Annotated in this window: 9 protein-coding genes; 1 reads left to right on the forward strand and 8 read right to left on the reverse strand. The window is 34.8% G+C overall.

What is annotated here, in order from left to right; genetic code table 11:
- Window position 1: 1 nt before the first annotated feature.
- Genes IPJ83_10380 through IPJ83_10390 form a run of 3 tightly spaced genes read right to left on the reverse strand, consistent with a single transcriptional unit; the run spans window position 2 to window position 3,174 of the window.
- Window positions 2-973, reverse strand: a complete 972-nt coding sequence (locus tag IPJ83_10380; GenBank protein ID MBK7880947.1) for a Rieske 2Fe-2S domain-containing protein — start codon at window positions 971-973, stop codon at window positions 2-4.
- Window positions 963-2,081 carry a hypothetical protein gene (locus IPJ83_10385; GenBank protein ID MBK7880948.1) on the reverse strand — a complete coding sequence of 373 codons (1,119 nt, stop codon included), beginning with the start codon at window positions 2,079-2,081 and terminating at the stop codon, window positions 963-965. Before IPJ83_10385 ends, IPJ83_10380 begins: the two co-directional genes overlap by 11 nt.
- Window positions 2,071-3,174, reverse strand: coding sequence for a hypothetical protein (locus IPJ83_10390; GenBank protein ID MBK7880949.1), 1,104 nt, complete (start codon window positions 3,172-3,174; stop codon window positions 2,071-2,073). The genes IPJ83_10385 and IPJ83_10390 overlap by 11 nt, the downstream gene beginning before the upstream one ends.
- Before the next feature lie 515 nt (window positions 3,175-3,689).
- Here IPJ83_10390 and IPJ83_10395 point away from each other — a divergent pair.
- Window positions 3,690-4,058 carry a cupin gene (locus IPJ83_10395; GenBank protein MBK7880950.1) on the forward strand — a complete coding sequence of 123 codons (369 nt, stop codon included), beginning with the start codon at window positions 3,690-3,692 and terminating at the stop codon, window positions 4,056-4,058.
- Window positions 4,059-4,221: 163 nt separating this feature from the next.
- On the opposite strand, the gene IPJ83_10400 is transcribed toward IPJ83_10395, so the two are convergent.
- The 5 genes from IPJ83_10400 to IPJ83_10420 form a co-directional block, all read right to left on the reverse strand.
- Entirely contained in the window at window positions 4,222-4,926 is a 705-nt protein-coding gene (locus IPJ83_10400; protein ID MBK7880951.1) for a response regulator transcription factor, read from the reverse strand.
- Window position 4,927: 1 nt separating this feature from the next.
- Complete coding sequence (locus IPJ83_10405) at window positions 4,928-6,718, reverse strand: sensor histidine kinase (protein ID MBK7880952.1); 1,791 nt, start codon at window positions 6,716-6,718, stop codon at window positions 4,928-4,930.
- A 195-nt stretch (window positions 6,719-6,913) separates the two neighbouring features.
- Window positions 6,914-11,452, reverse strand: a complete 4,539-nt coding sequence (locus tag IPJ83_10410; protein MBK7880953.1) for a hypothetical protein — start codon at window positions 11,450-11,452, stop codon at window positions 6,914-6,916.
- Window positions 11,453-11,468: 16 nt separating this feature from the next.
- Window positions 11,469-13,679 (reverse strand): hypothetical protein, encoded by a 2,211-nt coding sequence (locus IPJ83_10415; GenBank protein ID MBK7880954.1) that lies wholly within the window; start codon window positions 13,677-13,679, stop codon window positions 11,469-11,471.
- Window positions 13,680-13,683: 4 nt separating this feature from the next.
- Window positions 13,684-22,722: a hypothetical protein gene (locus IPJ83_10420; GenBank protein MBK7880955.1), complete on the reverse strand. Its 9,039-nt coding sequence runs from the start codon at window positions 22,720-22,722 to the stop codon at window positions 13,684-13,686.
- Between the last annotated feature and the right edge of the window lie 31 nt (window positions 22,723-22,753).

A 22,753-nucleotide genomic window follows, 5' to 3' on the forward strand; every position in this document is an offset into this window, starting at 1 on the left:
GTTACCAAAATACGTTAAATATTACTTCGTTTGGTAAATGGTCAATTTGTTCCTGATTCCATGCATAAAGGTATTTACCTACCATGTCTGTTTCATCTATGAAAAAAGTTCTGTTTTTAAAACCGATCAAGTTTTGCTCCTGTAGCTCTAATATTCTTTTATCCTGATCAATAATTTTTTTAAAAAATATTTTAGCCAGAGGGGTAAAGATAGGAGTTAACCAGCCAAGGTTTAAAAAAATACGTGCAAAGTATTTTACTTCCTGATTTTTTTGAATGAGTATGGCCTCAAATCTGGATACCATTTGTTGTAGCGGATTAAAAAATTCGAGCACGGCAATACCAGGGTGTATGTAGGTGGATACTGCGTTTAATTGCTGAAGTCGTTTTGGTAACATTTTAGTTAAAAATCCTTTTGCTGGTTCACTTTCGTAGTGGACTCTAAATCCAAAATCCATTTTAATAATCTTTGCTTTTATAGGATACCGTTTTTTATTCTGCGAACGAATCAATCCATCATGTACATAATGTGTGTGACTTCCTTCTAAAAAGTTTTCCAAGGTATGAATTTGTTTGGCCTTAATGGTTCCACAAAGGGTTATAGAAGGAAAACTATTGGATAATTCTGGAAGTACAGCTTTGATTGAAGGACTCAGCCAAATTAACTGGTAGGATTCCAGCGCAAAAAAAGATTTTAACTTGCATTTTGCTGACAAATTTTTAACAGGAACGAATTCGACATCCCCATTTTCACATCTAAAGCGCCAACCATGATACTTGCATTGGATTTGACCATCCACAACCCGGCCTTCAGACAGCGCCAAGCCACGGTGCGGACAAAAATCTTCGTAGGCGAAAACACCTTTAGTTGTTCTTATCAATACAACTGCTAGATTCTGATAGAATACCCTTTTAGGTTTATTCAGTAAGAGGTTTTGTGAGAAGGCAACGGGTGTATATAAACTAAAGTTCATATTTATTCATTAAAGGTACACCAATTTGGTTAGAAATAAATTGTAAAATGGTCCAGATTATTCTGCGCTTAAAAGGTAAGTTTTTTGTGTAAACTACTGAATATTCAATGGCTGGCATACCACCTCTTAATCGTTTAAATTTAGGTGCGCCCGAACTTAAATTCAGTAGCAAGCCGTGCTTAAACTTGTATTGCATGATTAAATGAATGGCATGAATATACAACCCTTCTGTTTGGGGGGCATCTGTGTCGTATCCAACAAGCGGTGAAGTGATTGTATTTCCCAAAATAAATAATCCTGAAAAGGCTTTTAATTTTCCATTGCTGTCCACATAACCCTGAAAATGGATAATATTATTTTTATGACATGCCTGGAAATAGCTGAGTGTATATTGCGGATTAAATACGGAGTATTTTATTAAATATAACTTGTTGTATAATTCCAGAGCTTGAGCTAAGTATATATACATATTTTCATGAGGGACATAAATTAATTGATTCTTTTTAATGATGCGCTTATCGTGTTTGTTATTTTGGTGTCTGTACCAGGATTGAATATCTGAATCAAAAATATAAACTTGCCTGCTTCCAATTTTATGGTATCCTTTAGCTTCAAATTCGTTGATCAAATGTTGGTGTTGATATACGTTAAGTGATCTGAAAATTATGGCATGTCGAGGGTACTCTTGCGTAACAAAATCGGTTATATTAGAAATCTCTTTACCATTCCACTCTGGATATGGATTTGTGGACAACAAGAAATTTTGGATATGGACATTCCTGTCTATGTTTCCAATCTTGAGAAATGAATCTAATATTTTTACGAGTTGCTGTAAAAGGAATATTAGAGTTCTATTAGTTACTTTGTGGGTAATCTCTTCCTTAGCGTATAATGCGTAGGCGGTATAGGGTGAACATACAAAAGAATTTTTTAATTCGACATTGTTAATGGTAACAGGAAAATATAGGTCTTTGTTGACCTTAAGCATTTTTACCTCAGTAAATACATTGGAAATTATTTCATTTGATTTATTGGACGAAAACAATTCAGCAAACGATTTATGCAGTCCATCCGGTATTTCATGCCAATTTACCCAGTCACATTTCATCGCTATTCCATTCTATATCTCCTGTTGTTGCTTCCAGCCAGGAAATTCGTTTCGTTAATTTAAGGAAAGTAATTTCTATAAGGCTAAAAATCTGAAGAAAAAATGGTTTTAAATCATTACTTCTAAAAATGATATCTTTTGAATTTCTAACTCGTTTTTTGAAAAATGATTTAAAATGTAATATGGCCATGGCATATTTTATGGAAAATTCTTGCTTGTCTTCATAAATATATGTACTGTTTCCTAAAAATGCCTCAGCCAGTTGATCGCCAATTAAATGTGCACCGCTGGTTCCTCTGGGGTTACATTCGATGAAGTAAGGGATCTGAAATTTATCTATTATTACATCAAAACACAGTTGTCCGGTATATTGAATTTGTTTCCCAATTTCTTTAACATATCCATAAATCAGATCATTTTTTATGGGTTCAAAATAAACTCCTGCTCCTTTTCCTGCTTTGAATAGTGGATGATATGCTGCATACGCTTTTAATTGGCCATGATCCCAAATAGAGTAGGTGCAAATTTCTAATCCATCGATTTTATTTTGTGCTATCCATTTTTCTTTATCTTCTTCTTTAAAATACTGACTATCTAATTTTTTATTGATAATTACAGAAGAGGCAAACCTTGAATAGCAAGGTTTAAACACATATTGCAAACTATTTTTCCAGTCGCGAAAATCTGAAACCAGGCTTGTTTTTGGTACTGGAAATGGATTGTTATTGTAGTTAGAAAAAGAGAACTTATTGTGTAGGGATAGAATTAAATCTTTGTCACATGTCCATACTTTGCATTTAAAATTATCTTTGTGTGCAGAAATATAAATAGCTTCTTCACAAGTAGGTATGAAATGCGTTACATGTTCGTTTTGTATGATTCTTTGTATATCCTTTATAAATAAATTTGTGTTATGCCTGGGTGAAAAAATGACAAAATATTTTGCAACGCTATTAGACCATCTTGCAATGGTTAAATGTTGAGAATCAGCCATTATTACCTTATGTCCATGATTATAAAAACTACGAGCCAACTCCAGTGCTATCGGTGCCCTTGCGCCTGTAATTAATATTGTTTCTATTGGATTTTTCAAACGATGTTTTTTATTGAATTGGAATAATTTTTCACTTATCTTAAACTATAATTATAATTTGTGTTGATCACAAAAAACTTATCTTTTATGATTAAATAATTACTCCGTTTTATATTTTATATATGTAAAATTAGGGTATTTTGTGAATGTAGACAATAAGTATTCTAAAAAGCCATCATGCATTTACAATTTAATCTTTTTATATTTTGCAAATGAACACGACCAATTGAGATGCTCCCTTTAAAATTTACATCAAACTGGCAGTTTTGCTACCCTTATCAGATTAACTATTGGAATGTTTAGGTTAATGAGTAGGATAGGGGAATTCATCTTTTTTTGTTTTTCTGCTAAAACATCTCAATCCTTTAGACCTTACCTACAGATGTGTGAATCATACAACTTTTAGGTTTTTAGATATAATCATATCTGAATTTAACTACGTAATTTTGATTTCTACAGAATGAGCTGGAAGACTTATATAGGAAGTCGGGATTTACATATTTAAATTTAAGGCGATGGATACTAAGAAACTTGAAGGTTTACCAAGCAGTGATGGCAATATTCAACAGGGAACTGCACACATTATTGTCGAACTAATTGAGTACGAACATAATTCAGTGGTCAACAGATCAATTATGAAGAAGATAACCGGTTCAATTAATGCTCTATCTTTTGATAGCGGAGAAGGACTCCATGAAAAAATTTCTCCTTATGACACTTACGCACAGGTGTTTGATGGGAGTGCAGTTATACAAATTGATGGCAAGGTTACTAAGCTACAGACTGGTGATGGAATACTTATCCCTGCACATAAATCAAGTCAAACAGAACCGAATGGGCGGTTTAAATTACTGTTGACAGTGATAAAAAGTGGATACGAGTAAGCTGTTTTATCTGCTACAAAAAGCACTTTATTTTAATGCAGAACAAGTTTATATTCTGAGTGTAAGATCTATAGTTAAATCATTTTAATCCTACAAGAAGTCATAGTTTTCTAAAAGATGACAACAGTTTTTCTAATTTGTTTAGTCAGGGTGCCACCAATTATTAATCCTTAAGCTTGTTATTTGTAATTTCTTTATAGGATTTGCTTATTGGTATTATGGTTCCGTTACTCATTTCCACCACTTCACGGTTCCATTTTTTGACAAATTCTGTATTTATGATAAAACTTCGGTGGCATCTGACAAATAGGGTAGGACTTAACAAATCGTGTAAATATTGTATTGCTTTTCGAATAATTAATTTTTTATCTTTCTCCAGGAAAATATGAGAATAAACATGGTCTGCTTGGATGTACAGTATTTCATTTACATTTAGCTTGTAATTCTCTTTGCCATCTGAAATCTCTATTTTTTCAGGCTCTTTATAATGAAATGTAAATAACTGGTACGCGGCTTCAATACTTGTCCACAGTGTTTCTTTTTGTAATGGTTTTGCAATGTAACCGTAAGGGATAGTTTTTAAGGCTAAATCCAGTATTCTTTTATCATGTTGTGAAGTGAGAAAAATGTATAGTGATTTTGGCTCTATGGACTTCAGGTAATTTGCCACATCGATACCGGATTTTTCCCCAAACAACCTTATGTCTAATAACACTAGATCCGGTGAATGCAAGTGAAAAGCTGTAATGGCCTCGTCATAGGAAATGCAAATGGTACATACTTTATGATTTGCTTCCTGCAAATACAATTTGATGGTTTCTGCAATAAGAATCTCATCTTCTACAATCAGTATATTTAAACTCTTCATACTATACCTGGGATATCTTTTTTTCCTGAAATATTAAATTGAATGATGCTGTTCCAATAGCGGACGAAGAACTTTGAGCCTGTAATTGTCTAACCATACTCTCGATTAGCAAGATTCCCATTCCTTCGTTTTTGTTGCTTATGACAGAATTGACCTTGCCATTATCCTGATACTTTAGAATATATTTGTTTTCTAAAGTACTGAGTTTAAACTCTAACAACAAGCCTGCATCTTCTCTTCGGGCATATTTGAGAGAGTTGCTTATAAGTTCTGTGCATATAATTCCGATGGGCATGGTAGTTTCCAAGTTTAGATAGATGGGGGAATCTGCCTCCAAACGATACTCAAACGTTTGGGCGCTGGTATGTAAAGCCAAATAGTGTTCTAACAACTCTTTTACATAAGAGCTCAATTCAATTCTTTCAAATTCACCAGAATTATACAAATGTTCATGGATCAAGGCGATGCTTCTAATTTTATTTGCAATTTCTTCCAGATAATGAAAGTCTGTTTTGTTTTTTATTTTATTGTAATGAAGAGTAAGAAGACTAATTACAAGTTGTAGATTGTTCTTCACCCTGTGATGCACTTCTGAAAGTAATAACTGTTGGTGCTCCAAATATTTATTCAATTGATTGTTTTGCTCCAATATGTATTTTTGTTGCTGTTCAATTTTTAATCTTTTTAAATGATTATTATATAAAACAACGAGTATAACAATTATCCCCAAAATTAATATCCATAGTGCAATTTTCTGATTATTGCTTTCTTTCAATAAATTATCTGCCTTCCTTTTCTCAGAACTGATTAGAAAATCCAATTCCGATTGTGAAATTTCTGAATGATTCACTTCAGTGTTTTGCGACTTTAAGTGTTCTTGGCTAAGATTTAAGTAAAAAAGTGCAGAGTCCAATTGATTTTTACTTTTAAATATTTTACTTCTTTCATCATAAAAAGTCGCCATAAGAATATGGTATGACTTGTTGTGCTCTTTTATCTGACTTAAATAAACGGCAAGGGTATCAAACCAGTTGCCTGCTGGTGCTTTAAGATTATATTTTTTAATGGAAGAATAAATGCTTCTTGCCATATATGAAGCACCATCGTAATTTTTATGGTTAATGAAATAGTTTTTAGCTTTCCAAAAATATTGGACCGAACTATCCATGTTTTGTTCAGCCATACCCATTAACATGTATGCATCTACTGCTTGACGTGTATTTTTATTTTTTTCACTATCCTGTAATGCTAATTTTGCAAAATAGAGACATGAATCTTTAGAACCATATATCCTTTGGTAACTGGCATATCTGACCCAGTAATAACTGTATAACAAGTCTAGTTTATTCGTCTCAATTAAATCCTTTGCGATGAGAAGATGTCTAATGCAATCAGCCTTTCTGCCTATTGTTTCCATACATCTGGCAATGGAAACATGACAAGAAGCCATAAGTTCATAGTTAAATTTGGATTTTGCTACTGCGATGAGGGAGTAGTAATTCTCTAAAGCTTCTTGAAACCTATAATGTAATTCAAGTACCTCTCCACGATTATATAAAATCCAGAGTGCATCCGCACATTGTGTGACCCTCTCTGTTTCAATTCTAGATTTTATGGAATCAGCAAATGTTAAAGCACTTACCGGATTGTAGGACAGTATGAGCTTGTCCAGATGGATTCTGGCATTTTTAAGCCATGCTTTATCACAAGATTGTCCTGTTGCATTGGATAGTGTAAATAGGATTCCTATTAAAATACATACAACCAATTTTAAATGAATCCTTTTTTTCACGATAGTTGATAAATACAAAATTAATAAGTATATCCTTTGGTACTTTGATTTATATTTTATTGTACAATATGCTCTTTAATTAAATTAATCAAAATAACGTTGCCATGAATAATTTATAAATAAAATATGCAATATTTCTTTTTTTAGTTTTCAACCCAGCGGAAGGTTATAATATGTTGCTTTAAAATAAGCTTATTAATAGAAAATGATTTTAAATCTTTCCGTTCCACCCAAATAAATAATTTCAGCGTAGTAAATTCCTGAAATAAATTTTGGAATTTCTTCTGAAAATGATTTTGCATCTGCAAAAAATTTCGATAAAACAGGTTTGCCTTGTGAATCAAATAGATTAAAGGAAAGCTCACTCACAAATGGTAAATTTACATTTAATTGTAAAGGGCCCATACTTGGATTTGGGTATAGATTTGCAAATTGTAACGTTGATGTACCATCCTTGATGCAACTTAATATTTCAATTTGCTTACTGATTCTTGCTTCACAATCCTCACTTTTTAAATTCAATTCTATATTATATACTCCGGGTTTATCGTAAACAACAATAGGATCTCTATCGGAGGAATTGCCTTTATTTCCAAAGTTCCAGGAAAACACCATGGTTGTTACGGAGTCCATAAATGATCCATATTCAATGAGCCTTATGCTGTCTCCGACGCAAGCAAAACCAGATACCAAAAAGTTGGATATAAATACAATCAAGGGGTCATTGCAAGGTGCGCATTTTTCGCTAAAATTATGTTGTGTATCAAACTTAAAGCTGCCGCTTCGCCAGTTCATATCACTATAATTTTTATCATCTACCTGAATACAGCTCAAGTCAGGATTATTAAGTGCTTCGATAATGGTTATGTCTTCATTTATGCCGTTGGCAAGATTTAGAGTCAACAATTTGTTATTATAACACCAAATCTTCGTCAGACTGTTGTTCTTGTTAAAATCCAGGATTTGTAAATTATTGTCATTACACCCAATCGCTTCTAAAGATAAATTTGAATTAACTGTAAGTTGGTTTATTTGATTTTTAAAGCATAACACTTCTTTTAATTTTGGATTTGCACTTAAGTTGAGTCGAGACAGTTTATTGTTTGAACAATTTAGTTTCTCCAATTTTGCGTTTTGACCCAGGTCTAAATTTGTCAGTAAATTATTACTGCAATTGATTTCAGAAACATTAATAAACGATTCTATTCCGGTGAGATCAGAAATATTACGATTAATACAATCGATAGATTTGTCATATGATTCCGCTTCTGAGCATTCTATTTCAGTATTTCCATTGGCATTGATAGCAGTGTTTCCAAGTAAGTAGTTTTTAAAGTTAGCATCTGGTATGGTAACAAAACAAGCAGTTAGTGAAACAGAGATCGTATTGCTGTTTTGACTGATGCCCTTATTATTCCCAGCTCTGATGCGATAGTAATAAGTTTGGTTGCCAGTTAATCCAGAAACCATAACACTAAGATTATTGCCTGCGTTCAGATCGGTGTAAGTCGGTAAGGTTGTATTGAAAGAAGCACTGGTTGAAACGTCAATAAAATAGAAGCTCGCTCGGGCAGATGGCTGCCAGTTTGCTGTAAATCCGGAAGCAGTCAGATTAGTAGCCGGTAATGCGACGGGTATTTCAGGTCTGGACGAAGCATTACAGGCATCTTTAACAGCTTGTTCTGCATTGCAGCCCGGTGCATTTCCGAAAATGGATCTTTGACCTGAACCATCTAGGTATGTACATATGTTAGGGAGATCACAGATGGCGAGTGTTGTATTATTTTGAATCGTTAGCCCGGTTCCCTTAATAGAAGTTGCTGGTATATTAATCAATCCAGATATTGAGTTCAATTTAATATTGCCAATGATTTGAAGACTTCCATTGAGTGCATTTACTTTAGATAATGCATCCAAGTTTATCAAGTTAGGATTATCTTTTATAATAATTTCATTTACAGAAGTGAGCTGAGAAAGTGCTGTGAGATTGGATAATAAAGTATTGTTTTGAATAGTAAGAATTCCGTTAATTCTTGGGGCATTACCCAAAGCATTTAGGGATTGGAGCTGTGGATTATTAATTATACTTATTGATCCGTTAATTTGAGTCAATGTACTTGTTATATTTATCTGATTCAATTTATCATTATTTTGAATTGTCACATTTGGCAAAGTGGTCAGGGAAGTGTATCCTGAAATTTCAGTTAACTCCTTATTCTCTCCAATGTACATTTGACCAAAGGAAGTTAATTTATTGAATCTATTAATTTTAGTAATGGATGAATTATCTGCAATCCAAAAATTCCCACCCACTGATTTTATATTCAGAAGTCCATCCAGATTAGTAAGCGCAGAATTGCGTACGATATTTATTTGACCAGTTACATTTTCAAGATTGCTAAAACCATTCAAATTGGTAATGTTTGAATTATCGGTGATGTTTAGGTTTCCAGAGATCTGAATACAATTAGGGTAGAGTATTTTAAAGTTGTCGACCTGTGCTTGTGTGTTGACATTAACATCTCCTGGTGGGCATTGTGCAAACGACACAGAGATGGTATTACTATTGGGGCTTGTTCCGGATGATTTGCCTGCGCGAATTCTGTAATAATGTGTTGTGTTGGTGGATAAACCTGTAACTGCAAAGCTGGTCACATTGCCAACGTTCCTATTATTATATGCCGGAAGATTGGTAGCGAATGTTGCGTTTGTGGAAACATCCAAAAAATACTCTGTAGCTCCGGCTGAACTTTGCCAGTTGGCTGTAAAGCCGGGGAAAACAACATTTGTAGCAGGGAGAGCAACAGGTGAAACAGGAGGCGCACAGGCATTTTTGACGTTTTGTTCAGATTCACAACCTGTAGCATTTCCTGTAATTGTGCGTGGGCCGGAGCCTTGAAGGTATTCACAAATATTCGGCAAATCACAAATGGAGAGCAATGGATTGAACTGAATAAAAAGTCCGGTATTTTTGATATTGCTTGAAGGGATATTGCTTAATCCAAAGATGCTTATCAGCTTTGCATTACCAGCAATCTGTATACTGCCATTAAGCGTATTGAGTTTGGTGAGTGCATCCAGGTTTGTAAGTGTAGCATTATTCTGTATCGACAATTCAGTAACAGAAGTCAATTGAGAAAAAGCATTTAAATTTTGCAGAGAATCATTATTAGTAATAATTAAACTCCCGTTTATATTAGGCACGTTGCCGAAAGCAGCTATTGATTTAAGGCTACTATTATTATTGATATTCAGATTTCCATTGATTTGATTAACCGGACTGACAATATTTATTAAACTAAGTTTCCCATTTAGCTCTATTATAGTTTGAGGAAATTGACTTAAAGCATTAAAACCGCTAATCTCAACCAGTGCTTTATTATCAGATATAAATAATACACCACAAGAAGTCAACTTATTAAAATTGTTGATCCTGGAAACCAAAGCGTTGCCTTGTATCCACAAATTTCCTCCGACAGATATTAAATTTTGAAGACCATCGAGACTGGTTAATGCGGCATTACGAACGATATTGAGTTGGCTTGTTACTTTCTCAATATTTTTAAAACCGTTTAAATTCGTAATATTGGAATTATCTGCAAAATTTAAATTGCCGGAAATTTGTTTGCAATTTGGATAGAGCAATAAAAAACTATCCACCTGGCCTTGAGTGAATGCTGTATAGTCCCCCGGAGGACAGTCGGGAAAAGGTACATTTATAGTATTGCTACTGGGACTGATTCCAGAGACATTGGAAGCTCGCACACGATAATAATAGGTCTGGCTGCTCACAAGTCCTGTCACATTAAAACTTAGGACATTCCCTAGGTTACGATTGTTATAGTTGGGCAAAAGTGTGCTAAAAGTAGGACTGGCAGATACATCCAGTATATAGGCTGTTGCTCCTGAAGAGGCTTGCCAGTTTGCGGTAAAGGATGGAAAAGTTATATTAGTTGCGGCGGATGCAATTGGTGCAGCGGGTGCATTGACTGCTGTTATACCATTGATCGCAAGAATAGCAGTACTACCTGCGCTGGAAGTTTTCGAAAACGTAATGCTTGTTAATATTTTTGTAGTGAATGGTGCGTTCAAAGTAATTTGGTTATCATATAACCTCGGATTTTCAGCATTGCCAGAAAATACATCGGGTAATTGCGAACCGATGGTGGTTCTGGTCACCCTCCCAATTCCTTTAATTGCGAAATTAGGGCCATCGTACCAATCCGGTACAGAAAAACTTGCATTGGTGTTGGTTCCGTCGCTAAAATTCAATGTAACGTTAAATGAGGAAGAACCCTCAGCACTAGATCCTAGGAATGCAATTTTTGAAAATACCCCTGGCGTTTCAAGTCTCAAGGTTCCCGAACTTCCATTTGTTTTGAGTACCAAAGCATTTAATGAATCATAATGAGCCAATGTATACCTGGCCCCATTAAGATTAACACTTAAAATTGTTCTGTCAATTGGTAGGCCATAGGGCGGAGCCGTATTTAGATTATTATTTCCTCTAAAATCTTTTGAATACATGACATTGTCTCCACCAAGATTAAAATTATCAAAAATTGTCGTTGTAGTAGCTGCAGCCCGGTTGGTTCCACCGGATCCGTTCGCAATCAAATCGTGATTGAATCCTGTAACATTGACAGGTACAAAGGTTTGGGCATGTGCACTTAATATGGACAAGAAAGCACACATTATAAATAATTGTTTTTGATATATTTTTAGATTAGTCATGATTCAAGTTATTGAACTATTTTACTAGAATGGATTTTGTTTTACTTAAGGATCCTGAAATTCCATCTTCAAAATGGATTCTAACAGCATAATTGTATAAACTTTGCTGTTTTAAGTTCTCATCTTTAAAAAGAAGTTCATCCTTTGTAAGCGTTTTATAAAAATGCACGCTTTCAGATCCGGAAGATTTGAAGATTTCGTAGGTATATTTTTTATCTTTTAACTTTTTTGGTAATTCAAAATCCCATGTTAATTCTATTCCGGATTTATTATTTTGTTTGATTTTTAGATTTTTAACTACTAATTCTTCTTTAGGAAATAAAAGCGTTGCTTGCTTTAATGCAGATAATTCACTTTTATTTCCAGAGTCATCGACTGCTAAAACTTTGTAATAATATGTTTTCCCAACTTCTGTGACTCGATCTTTATATAATGTTTCTGTTTTTATAGAATCCAATAACTGCCAACTGGTATCCGAACTATTTGCTTGGCGCCGATAGATATAATGTTTGATACAGTCTTCACTTGGACTATGTTTAATATCCAATACCAAATTCAATGAATCATTATATACTTTTAAAATAGAAGGTGGAATAGGCGCAATTTTATCCAGACGCTTGACTTTCAAAATGTCTGAGGAAGCACTCCTGTTATAGGCAAAGTCCTCTGCACGCAAGGCATAATAAATATATTTATTCAAAGACTTTTCTGGAATGTAGTAGATGTAATTTGTATCCGAAATCATTTCTTGTTTAACTAAAGAAAATTCTCCATCAGGCGTATGCGACCAATACAACCAATACCCATTAGCATCCTTTGAACGACTTCTATTCCATTTTAATCGAACGATACCCATAGAATCGATGTATCCGGAAAAATTTTCTGGCGTTTGAGGATTTGTAAAATCAGGAACATTAGCCAATACCGTAAAGGAGGTACTATAATTTCCATGATCATCATACACATTCATTGCAAAATAATGCTTGCCCTCATTCATTTCATTCCAATCTCCTTTAAATTTATACTCATATCCGGCTTCGCTTAAATCAAGTGCTGAACTTATGGGCGTAAAAGGGCCTGAAGCAGTTCGGGAATGCATGATTTGAAAATGATCGAAGTCTTCAGCTAAAAGATCCAAATCAAAATTCCAATCGATTTGAAATTCTTTTAAATCTTTATCATATTTCACTTCAAATTGTGTCGGTGGAGCCGGAGGGTTCAAGTCTTTAGGCATTCCACTGGCAAGGGCAGGTTTGCTATATTCAGCAAAGGCAGTTCCGCCATAAATTTTGTAGTAATATATCTGATCATTGAAAAGGTTGAAGGAGTCAATATATTCATAGGTCGTGAAATTCTCTGATAGTTCTGTCTCAAACATAACCAGAGGTTTCTGGAGAATTGGATAAAAAGTTTTATTATCCACTGATCTTTCTATCCAATAATTAGAGAAATGTCTCCTGTTATATTCTTTACTCCATTTTAATTTCAGAAAACCGTCACCTGTATCCACCTGAAACAGATATGGAGCTCTTTGTTCTATAATTTCATTTAATATTTGTGCGTTCGTTTTAATATTTTCATTTCCAGTGATATTAGCAGTATAAAAATAAGTCTTTCCTTTCTCTACGTTTTTATCAACAAATCTTAATCCTAATATTTGAGCTGCAGATGCTGAGAATTCAGCAAGCATAAGAGCCATCCCGAAAAGCTCATTGTTGGCTTGGTTGATTTGACCTAAGTTCATGCCATTCGTGTTGATTTTTTCATCATTTAGAATGGATGCTGCCATTATGGCAAACGAGTCTGATTTCATTGATTTTGGATCAATTTTTTCTTTTGGGACTGGAAATATGGTTGCAATAGTTTTAAAATTTATATTGTCTTCACTCCTGTTTAATTGTATTCCCTTTCTTATTACATTTACAAACGTGCTGTAATCATTTGGCGCAAATCTAATTACAATAGAATCGGAATATGAACGTAAAAGGAGCATTACTTCATCATTCTTTTTCTTCTTAGGATCTATGGTATCTTGGGATTTTAACTTGCTTAATTCAAAATCTGATACGATCTCCCAATTGTCTCTTACAGATCCTGCGTATGAAATAACCAAATAGCTGTTATCTTTCATGAAGTGGTTGATCGCAAATGAATCGCTTGCAAACAAAACTATTTGCAGAAACAATGTAAATGCGATTAAATTTCTTTTATAAAATAAATTTCTCATTAACTTATTTTTTTATGCTTTCGAGATCAAATGAATTAAAATAGGGTTTGAATTTATTAATATCAATTATGATATTGGTACCCTCTGATTTTTCATTCCAATCCCAATAAAATCTTTCTTTATTATTAAATCGATGATAGCCATATTTATTATCTGAATTTATATTCAATTTTAAATCTATTGGACAAAATGTAATGCGATCAATTGTATTTAAACCCGTATCATATTCTGTAGAATTAATTCGTTTCTCAGGTGCTTTTACATAATCCTTTATTATAAATTCTTGTCCGGATGGCAATGAAGAAACAAGGAGAGTATTATCAAAGGGTGAAATTCTTGCGTTTTGAACCGTAGAATTTAGAATTTTATCCAGAATGCGTTTTTGTAAATAAACTGTACTGGAAATACCATCTTCAAGGAAAAAATCAAAATCATCATTGACCTCTTCAGGATATTTAAATACCCGATTATCTGTTTTATTTGTAGTAGTGGCAATAACTTTAGAGTTCAGTTTTTTATTACTTATCTCATTAATTGAAATTTCTGATATTTCTTGCTTCTTTGAATTGGGTAAAAACTTAAAGTATTGACTTCCTTCGCCATCAAATTCAGGGGCAACATGTCCTAAACCCAAAATATAATTTCCGTCCTTATTGGGTCTTAAACCAAAGTCCCCAACATTTTGATGCGTATAATATGTTGAGAATAATTGTTTTGTATCCCAAATATCAATATTGAGCGGATTATAATATTTTCTCAATCCACTTTTTATGGTCGGAAAATTGTCCGCAATAAGCTTCGCATTCCAGTTCATATAATTAATTGAACTTGGTTTATACGTTACATTCATATATTGATTAATCAACTCAATATCTTTGGCATCAAATCCTTCCTTATTGCCTGAAAATCCCCAATAAATATCATTTGGTACGCGCAGTTCCTTCGATTCGATGCCTTCGTCTACGATCTCTGAAATCTCTTTTTCTGGCAAGAAGATTTCTCTAGTACAATTTACAATACTATTTTGCGAAAGACCCATTTTGATATCCATATCGTTTAATTTATCTGTTAATGATTTATACTGGCTTACACCAAAATAAAATTGATATATTATGCGATTAGATGTTGACTGGACTCTCGGATAGATAGAAAAATCTACCTTGTTTCTATCGAAGTTACCCATCCTTCCTAAATCAAGTACCTTTGATATATCTGCAATAGCTCTATATAACTGAAACAAACAAAGAGAGCCGGGTTTAAATGGTATCCTATTAAATTCCGGAAAAGTGACTAGGTCATCAGGAGGGCCATACAATAATTTAAAATCAATTGGTGGAACACCTCCTGTGCTTAGGTATTTAGTTTCATTATTGATATATTTATCTTTTAATTGTTCGAAATACTGTACATAATCCCGATTCGGTGGAATGAATTCTGTTGGAACTCTGTGAAATATTTCCTGCCCATCTTGAGTGTATTCCACAACATCGATATAATAAACATATATTTGTTCATCATTCGGAGGAAAAGCATCCTCAATGGCTTTCCGATCATTAGCAGAAAGCCTTATATGTGGGTATCCATAACCTGGATACCAATACCGTTGATTTCTAGCAGGAATACTAGATTCAACCAGCTCATGTTCAATTACTTGATCAAAATGATCTCCGGTAGTAAATTCAGTGACAACTTTTTCGCGACCTATTTCCTGATCTAAGGTTAAAATTCCTGGTACTTTTTGTGCATTGCTATTATCTTTTCTCCATTCATATTCTTGAGTTACTAAATAAGTAGTTTTAGATTTAAGTTCTTCCAGAATTTCCAATGTCAATTTTTTCTTGTCAGATGACCAAACTGACTTTACCTTTACAGGTTTTTTACTTTCTTTCTCTTTTAGCCAAAAATCGGTACCTGTTGCAGAAGGATAAATGTCGTATTTAGCTTGAGTTGATGAGTTTGCAGACATGGAATTTGGATCAATTTTGATTCGCTCACTGTCGGGGAGAAAGTTTGTAATTTCTACTTTTTTCAAAAACGCAATTTTTCCTGCGCCGTCTGGTGGGTATATTTTATTATGAATTTTTAAACCGACAACGGGATCTGGAGTAATATCTAAACAAATTTTTCCACCTACACTTATTGGTACAATTCGAGAACCTTTGTAAAGGCCTCCAAATAGACTATAATCAGCTTTGATTTCTCCTTGCAAGAAAGATGGATTTGGAAATCCAAAATTTAAACCTGCCTGTAATTGTCCACTCAATATTTCGAAGGAACCGGACAAGTGCTCACAAAAAGGACAAAATCCAAGGGTAACATTTGCATCCATTTTGACATTCAATTTCAAATCGGCATATCCATTGCCCATGGCATAATAACCATTTGAAAAACCAATTTTACCGACATCAGGGCATTTATTACTTGTTGTTGATACTTCTGAAATTCTAAAATTTGCACCCAATAGCCCATTCGCATCGGTACTAAAAATTAAAAAGGAACTATTAAATTTAGCATTTAATCGGAGACCACCCATTGTGGCAAAAGAAACATTTGATTTAAGTTTTTTAAGAGGGTTATTCTTTTCTATTTTATCTACAAATTCGCTAGATCCCATCAAATAGGAAAGACTGGGCAAATCATCTACTGTGCCTTTGCTCCCTATTTGAAAATAAGCACCGGCCATTACATTGATCAGTGGGGTTTTGAAACTTGCATTGATTGGAAACATTTTTGATTTAGGGCCAAGACTCTCGGATTTACCATCTATCCGCCAGCTTCCTGCTATAAAATACTTTTCATTTTTAGATAACTTGAATAGAATTGTATTCCATTTTTTATTTTCATCATCATTAAGGCTAAGGCCAACAGAAGCACCTTCAGGAGAAAATAATCCTATTGGACCAGCTTCCTTAACAAATTTAAATTTCATGTTTCCATCAAAAGCCCATCCTTCTTTCTGATCATTGGATACTGTTATGCCTGATTTAATCACTAACGGAGCAGACTTTCTGCTTTCATAGGAATCAAATAAAGCCAAAGCTGTAACATCCAATCCAAAATTGTCAAAGTGCATTCCTGTGCTGTCATTTGATACCTGTAGACTGGTGACAATCTCGCCTGTCACTACCTGAACAACATGTGACAATTCGACTAATAAATAACCACCCATGCTTTTTCGCTTTACTTCGTAGCTTAGACCAGATAAGGATTTGCCAGGTTCCAATCCATCCAAAGCACATTTGTTATTATCAATTTGTTTGGGCACTGGAACTTTGCTTGAGTCAGGAGCAGTTAGACTTGGGGGTCGCGTTTTTGCCATATTATAGAAAAATCCACCGCCAATTCCGGTCAGCATGATACCTGTATTCGGCTCTGTAAAGAAACCAGCACCATTGTATGCAGCAAGGTCCGCAAACCAGTAACGATAGTCATCCAAAATACCAGGAGAATTTGTTAGCTCAGTTTTTACTCCTGTCTGAAACTTGGTTTGGAATTCTAATTTTTGAAATTTCAACTTGACCATGCCAAGAAAACCATTTCCCCACTTTGTAGTAGAAGCCTGTTGAATTCCGGATGGATTTTTTGTGTCCTCCCTAAATAGATTTATCCCACCCTCAAATGCTACAGGGCCAAAACTACCTCCAAGTTTTAAACAATTCAGATCTACTGTTTTAAAACCTTTGTCATTAAATACCACATCAATAGATCCGCCTGCAGTAATTGCAAATGTTTTAGTATCCTTTGCATTTTTGAATTCAGCCTTTGCAGTTTCGGCCTTGTATTTTAAGTTTTCCTTTAAGTTGGTTTTTGCTTTATCCTCTTTGGCTACCCGAATACTTTTCACATTATCCAATTTATCTTTCTTATCCTTCAGATCTTTCCGGGCGCTTTTCATTTCTGAACTTTTCTTTTTAACTTCTGTTACAGCGGCATCAAATTTGGCTTTAGAATCATTGACTTTTTTGGAAAGTTCATCCAATTTACTTTTAGCCTCTTCCCGGGTCTTGCGTGTATCAGCATTCATTCTTGAGAGCGGGATGGAATTCGAAAGTTTATAAATGACTTCTTGTTGTCTCTTTAGCTTTAATAATTCTTTCCGTTCAGAATTTGTTTTTTTAATGAATTCTTGTTGAGTCTTATAAGCAGCATTTGCTTTGTCAAAGTTTTCTGAAGTAGATTTTACATCCTTGTCAAGACTTTCTTCAGGATTATTTTGATCAGCGGCTGCTTGTTGTGAGGCTGTAAAATTGGATTCATCCCTTGATATATTTAATTCCAAACCCAAAGTCAACACTCTGTCATTGGCACTATTACAAGTAAATTTTGGTTCCTGTAAATTAATATCAAAGTTTGCGACTTTATTATATCCACCTTTCAGTTGCTTCATATACTTATTGTCTTTGGCTGAAGGATTTTTTCCTGCCTCTTGCAATGTTTTCAATTGACTTGCTGAAAAAGGCGCAGGGCTCCAGGTGCCAAAATCGATCGAATTTATACCGGCCAAAAACTCACCTTTACAAATATTTTCAACACTATAATTTAACTTAAGATTTTCAAAAGCAAGCGTACTGATTGTTGCATCCAATTTGGGTATGGTGTAGACAACTCTTCCATTGAGAAGTGCTCTTGCCATCAAACCAGTTCCTTCACTTCCGATTTCGAGACTTGATCCGTTTTCCAGTTTATACCCAAGATTATCGATATGATAGGATTCAAACAACTTATCCTCTATCTCAGAAAGGTATCCTGACACCTCCGGATTTGTCGAATACCCAACATTTAGAAAATATGGAATCCAACTATCACTATACTTTTTTAACCATTCTGCTGAAGATTCTGATGGTGCTTGTTTGAAAATCGGAACCCTTATTTTACCTTTTAGCAATAATAGATTTTCGTCAAGCTCATTATCTTCAAATTTAAAAGCAATGCTATCCAATACATAATCCCAGGTACCTAATGTTGCTTTATTCTCTTTTGCGACTGCATTTATTTTGGAATATTCTGATTTAAAACTCTGCGTCAATTGTTCAAAACTTGCAACTTTTAGAATGACATCTGTCAACGTTTCTACTTTGCCATCTGCTTTTTTCATTACTTCTAAAAGTGGAATATCAAACTTTAAATTCTTAAATACTAAGCCGATAAAGTTATCTTCCTCTTCTTCATTTTTATCGAATGGTTTTGAAAGATTGGGTGCTGATTTATTTTCAAAGACTGATTTATTCTCATTGAAGTCCAAATAGGCATCCAGCTGATCAGGAGCACTAAAAAGGATATGTTGGGCATTGTTTCCTGAAAATCGCCAGACTTTCCATGTTTGATCCTTACTGTCAAAATACTCAGATTTTAGATTTGCGGTAAAACTTGTAATCAAATCATTATTACCTGATATCGTATTCTCTAACATTCGAAACCCAAATGTTGCAGCTTCCGGTGTCTTCGTGTTCGCTTTTGTCAAGGTGCCTGAATTGACTGTATAGTTTCCGACAATATTAAAAAACTCAATTCCTTTATCGCAATTTATTTTTGCATAACTGTCTGTTGAGGAACTTGCTGGTGCTTTGGAATCCGATGTCTTGTTTCTGGTACTTAGATATCTGATATTCTGATTGAGTGCCAAATCATTCAATAAATAGAATGTCTTATCTGCCAAATCAATTTTTTGCGGACCAACTGCAATATCTTCCATTGTTGCAAATTGTATGTATTTCTTGGAGCCTTCGACATCAAGCTCACCAATTAAATCCATGGTCATGGTTGCTGAAGCAAGTTTATCTGCGGCTGAAGTTTTAAATTTTGAAATGACCAGTTTAAAATGATCAGGCAGTGGATAGGAAGTCTTAAAACCTAATGAATCCCAGTATGCTTTTGTTATTACAATAGGCAAATTCAAATCTTGAGATTCTTCATTACTTAAAAATCTGAATAAGGTTTCATCCCAATTAATTTTATCTTGAGCATATTTCTTATCCCGATAAACTCCCTGGAACACGCCATCCTTATTTTCCATATTCAGGTTTTTTCCTAAAAAAGGAATAAATATTTTATTTTCTCCTGACTGAGGAAACCATGCAATGGCGTTGGCCTTCATTTCTTCAATTTTCAATGCATCAGAAATCCCAGTCCTCCAGGTATTTTCTGTCAAACGTTGAGGCCCGGAATGTGCCTTTGTTGAAAAACTGAGTAAGTTGTCATCCTGGATGTATTGCTTTTTATAATAATCCCGTATTATTTGGTCCCATTCCTCCGATGTTGGGATTACATTCAAAGCAGCACAATTGCATTTCAATACAATATTTTTTATTTCAATGCCTTCAAATTCAAATTGGGACTTGTCCTTGTGAGACCAAACAATCATTTCTATCTTGCTTTGTCCTTTCAGGACAATGAGTTTCAAACCCAGTCTTTCTTTTCCATTGATCTCCTCATGAATAAAAGATGCATCTTTAAGTTGATCTTCATGTTGACTGAAATTCAATTTTGTGTTGAGCCGATTGATATCATCAATCTTATATTTGTTTTTCCCGGAATTGAATGGATCACTGGTCAACCCATGGATACTTAGATTACTCAAGTTGAAATCCAGTGATTTTAAGTTTAACGATTTCTCAAAATCTTCAATAATTTCAGATTTATTCTTATTCAAGATTGCTTTCCTGAATTCCTCATCGGTAAATTTGATGTTTAGACTTCCAGTAAATGAACACTTTGGTGACAATACCAAATCACTATTATTATCAACTAATCTCGCTTCAATCCTGGAATCATTCTTCGAGGTAAATTGTCCATGCCACATAGACATTTTTAGTTCAGGTTGAAGGATGGATGCTATTAGTTTTGTGTTGACCTTTTTTGATTCTTGAAACTGTGCACGGTAAGGAAATGGGTCGTCAAAAAATGGGGTCAATATTTGTCCACGTAGATTTAGGTTTGAATTTCTATCCTTACTAATATTCATCATTAATGAATCAATGCTGTATGCCCATGGACCCATCCTTCCCTTGCTAAAACTCAAAACATCTTTTTGATAAAAAAATCCTTCCTGAATATCTTTATCATCTATGATTAGGCTTCCCCTTTCCAACAATATTGGTTTGGATGGATGGACGATATTATATTTCTTCGGCAACTCCAATACCATATCGTCAATGATCAGCCCTCTCCAGGCAGGATTGCTCATTTCAGGACTAGTCTGACCGGGTAAAGCTGCATTTGGATTTAAATCCAATGTCCCGGATTTTGGAATAAACTTAAATCCTTCCAATCCATTCACCGAGAATGTGTTACTCAGGCTCACTTTGCCGGTATAAGTGCCTATGTCACTTACAGATTTTTCAGTGGTTAAGGATATTGGTGCTACATTATCCACCTGATGAATAATCTGTGGAGAAATGATAAGTCCGGTTTTTGCTTTAATATTCTGATAACCGTTACAATCACATTCTATTTTACTTCCGTCAGATTGTAGGCCCGCCAGTAAGATGGTTTCTGTTATTTTTTCGCCACCTGAACGATTGGCAGAAATATGCAATGGCACTAGATATGCTCCCGATTTTAATCCATATGGAGTCGCCGGGATATTCGTTCCGACAAAAATATCACCTTGCGTATTTCTGGAAACCAAATTTACAAACGCATTTTTAGGTGTAAAATAAACTCCTGCTACACCCACACCATCATTCGGATACTTTGCATTGGTTAACACCAGAGGAAGTGAAATTAATTTGAAATTATCCTGTGGCAAATCAGCGACCCTATTTTGGTTATCAATCTTACTGTACAATTTATCCACATAGCCTACAGAAAAAAAATCCTTCACATTTGAAGAATTGATTTGTCCCATATCCACATATAAATCCGGACTCTGCAGTGTTTGTATTTTTTCGCTCTCATAAACCCTCCCTTCCTTATTCACTTTAATGTTTTTAAATTCGACTTCCAGTGAAGACCGCAACATCGGATAATATACGATCCCTACACCCGAATATCCGGTTTGAATATCTCCGATCGCTTCTGTGATTTTCATTTTGAAATATCCCAGTTTTACATCCTGATTTGCCCCAACGATCATGGATTCATTATCAGCCTTAGCAACCGATCCATAACTGGTTTCATATACAGAACACCCCCTAGGGGCAGGATTGTCAAACGGATTCATTTCTGAGGTAGGGGAGTCTCCGTCATACAGAACAAATACCGATATTTCACTTCTGCCATCATTCTGAAATAATGTACTGGTGGGATACATGATGCTTGAAGCAGTGACACGCCAGGCATAATATTTATTGGGCTCCAATACAGGTTCGCCCTGTGAATAAATCAGGGACGTTGCTGTGGTAGTTGTATTGTAAACTTTCAATGCACTTTCAAATGCGTCATTGGCATTCATGACCCCTTGAGGCAACTCCACCAATTCAAATTTATATTCCACTGCGCCCGGATTGTTGGCACTTCCCAGGTGCATGGGCTGCCAGGAAAAAATCATGTTTTGGACAGGGGATATCTTTATTTTTTCGTTAAAGGAAGGCTTGATGATCTGCGGCGGCTGGTTCAATCTGAAGTTGGAAGTAATACAAAATTTATTGGAGACAGGCACAACTCTCTCAACGCCATACATCTGAATGCAGATGGTAAGCAAACCTTCAGGCAATGTAGTAGATCCGCGTCCTTCCGAATTGTTACCCGTGAGGGCTAAATTTGACAGGTACACACTCAATGCCGAACCATCTAATGTATATGGTTCAAACTGGATCAGTTCAAGCGGAGCTGTTACAAAATTCATGTCTGTCTGATAGATCACATTACCATTTTGCTCGATACTCAACACAGGTCTGACCTCCAGGATTTCCTCCAGTGGATCCATCAACAATACATTAAACATCAAGTCCTCTATCCGATCCGTGGTGTACACTTTCAAATCCAGAGAGTGCGGAGGAGTCATACTCCCTGTCACTTGTACCGGCCAAATCTGTTGTGACTGAATGCCTGTTAATATTAAAATAGAAAATATACAGGATAAAATGAATTTCTGATTCATCATTTTGTTCTTTTAAACTTTATGAAGGATAAAA

The organism is Candidatus Vicinibacter proximus, from assembly GCA_016713905.1.
GTDB lineage: Bacteria > Bacteroidota > Bacteroidia > Chitinophagales > Saprospiraceae > Vicinibacter > Vicinibacter proximus.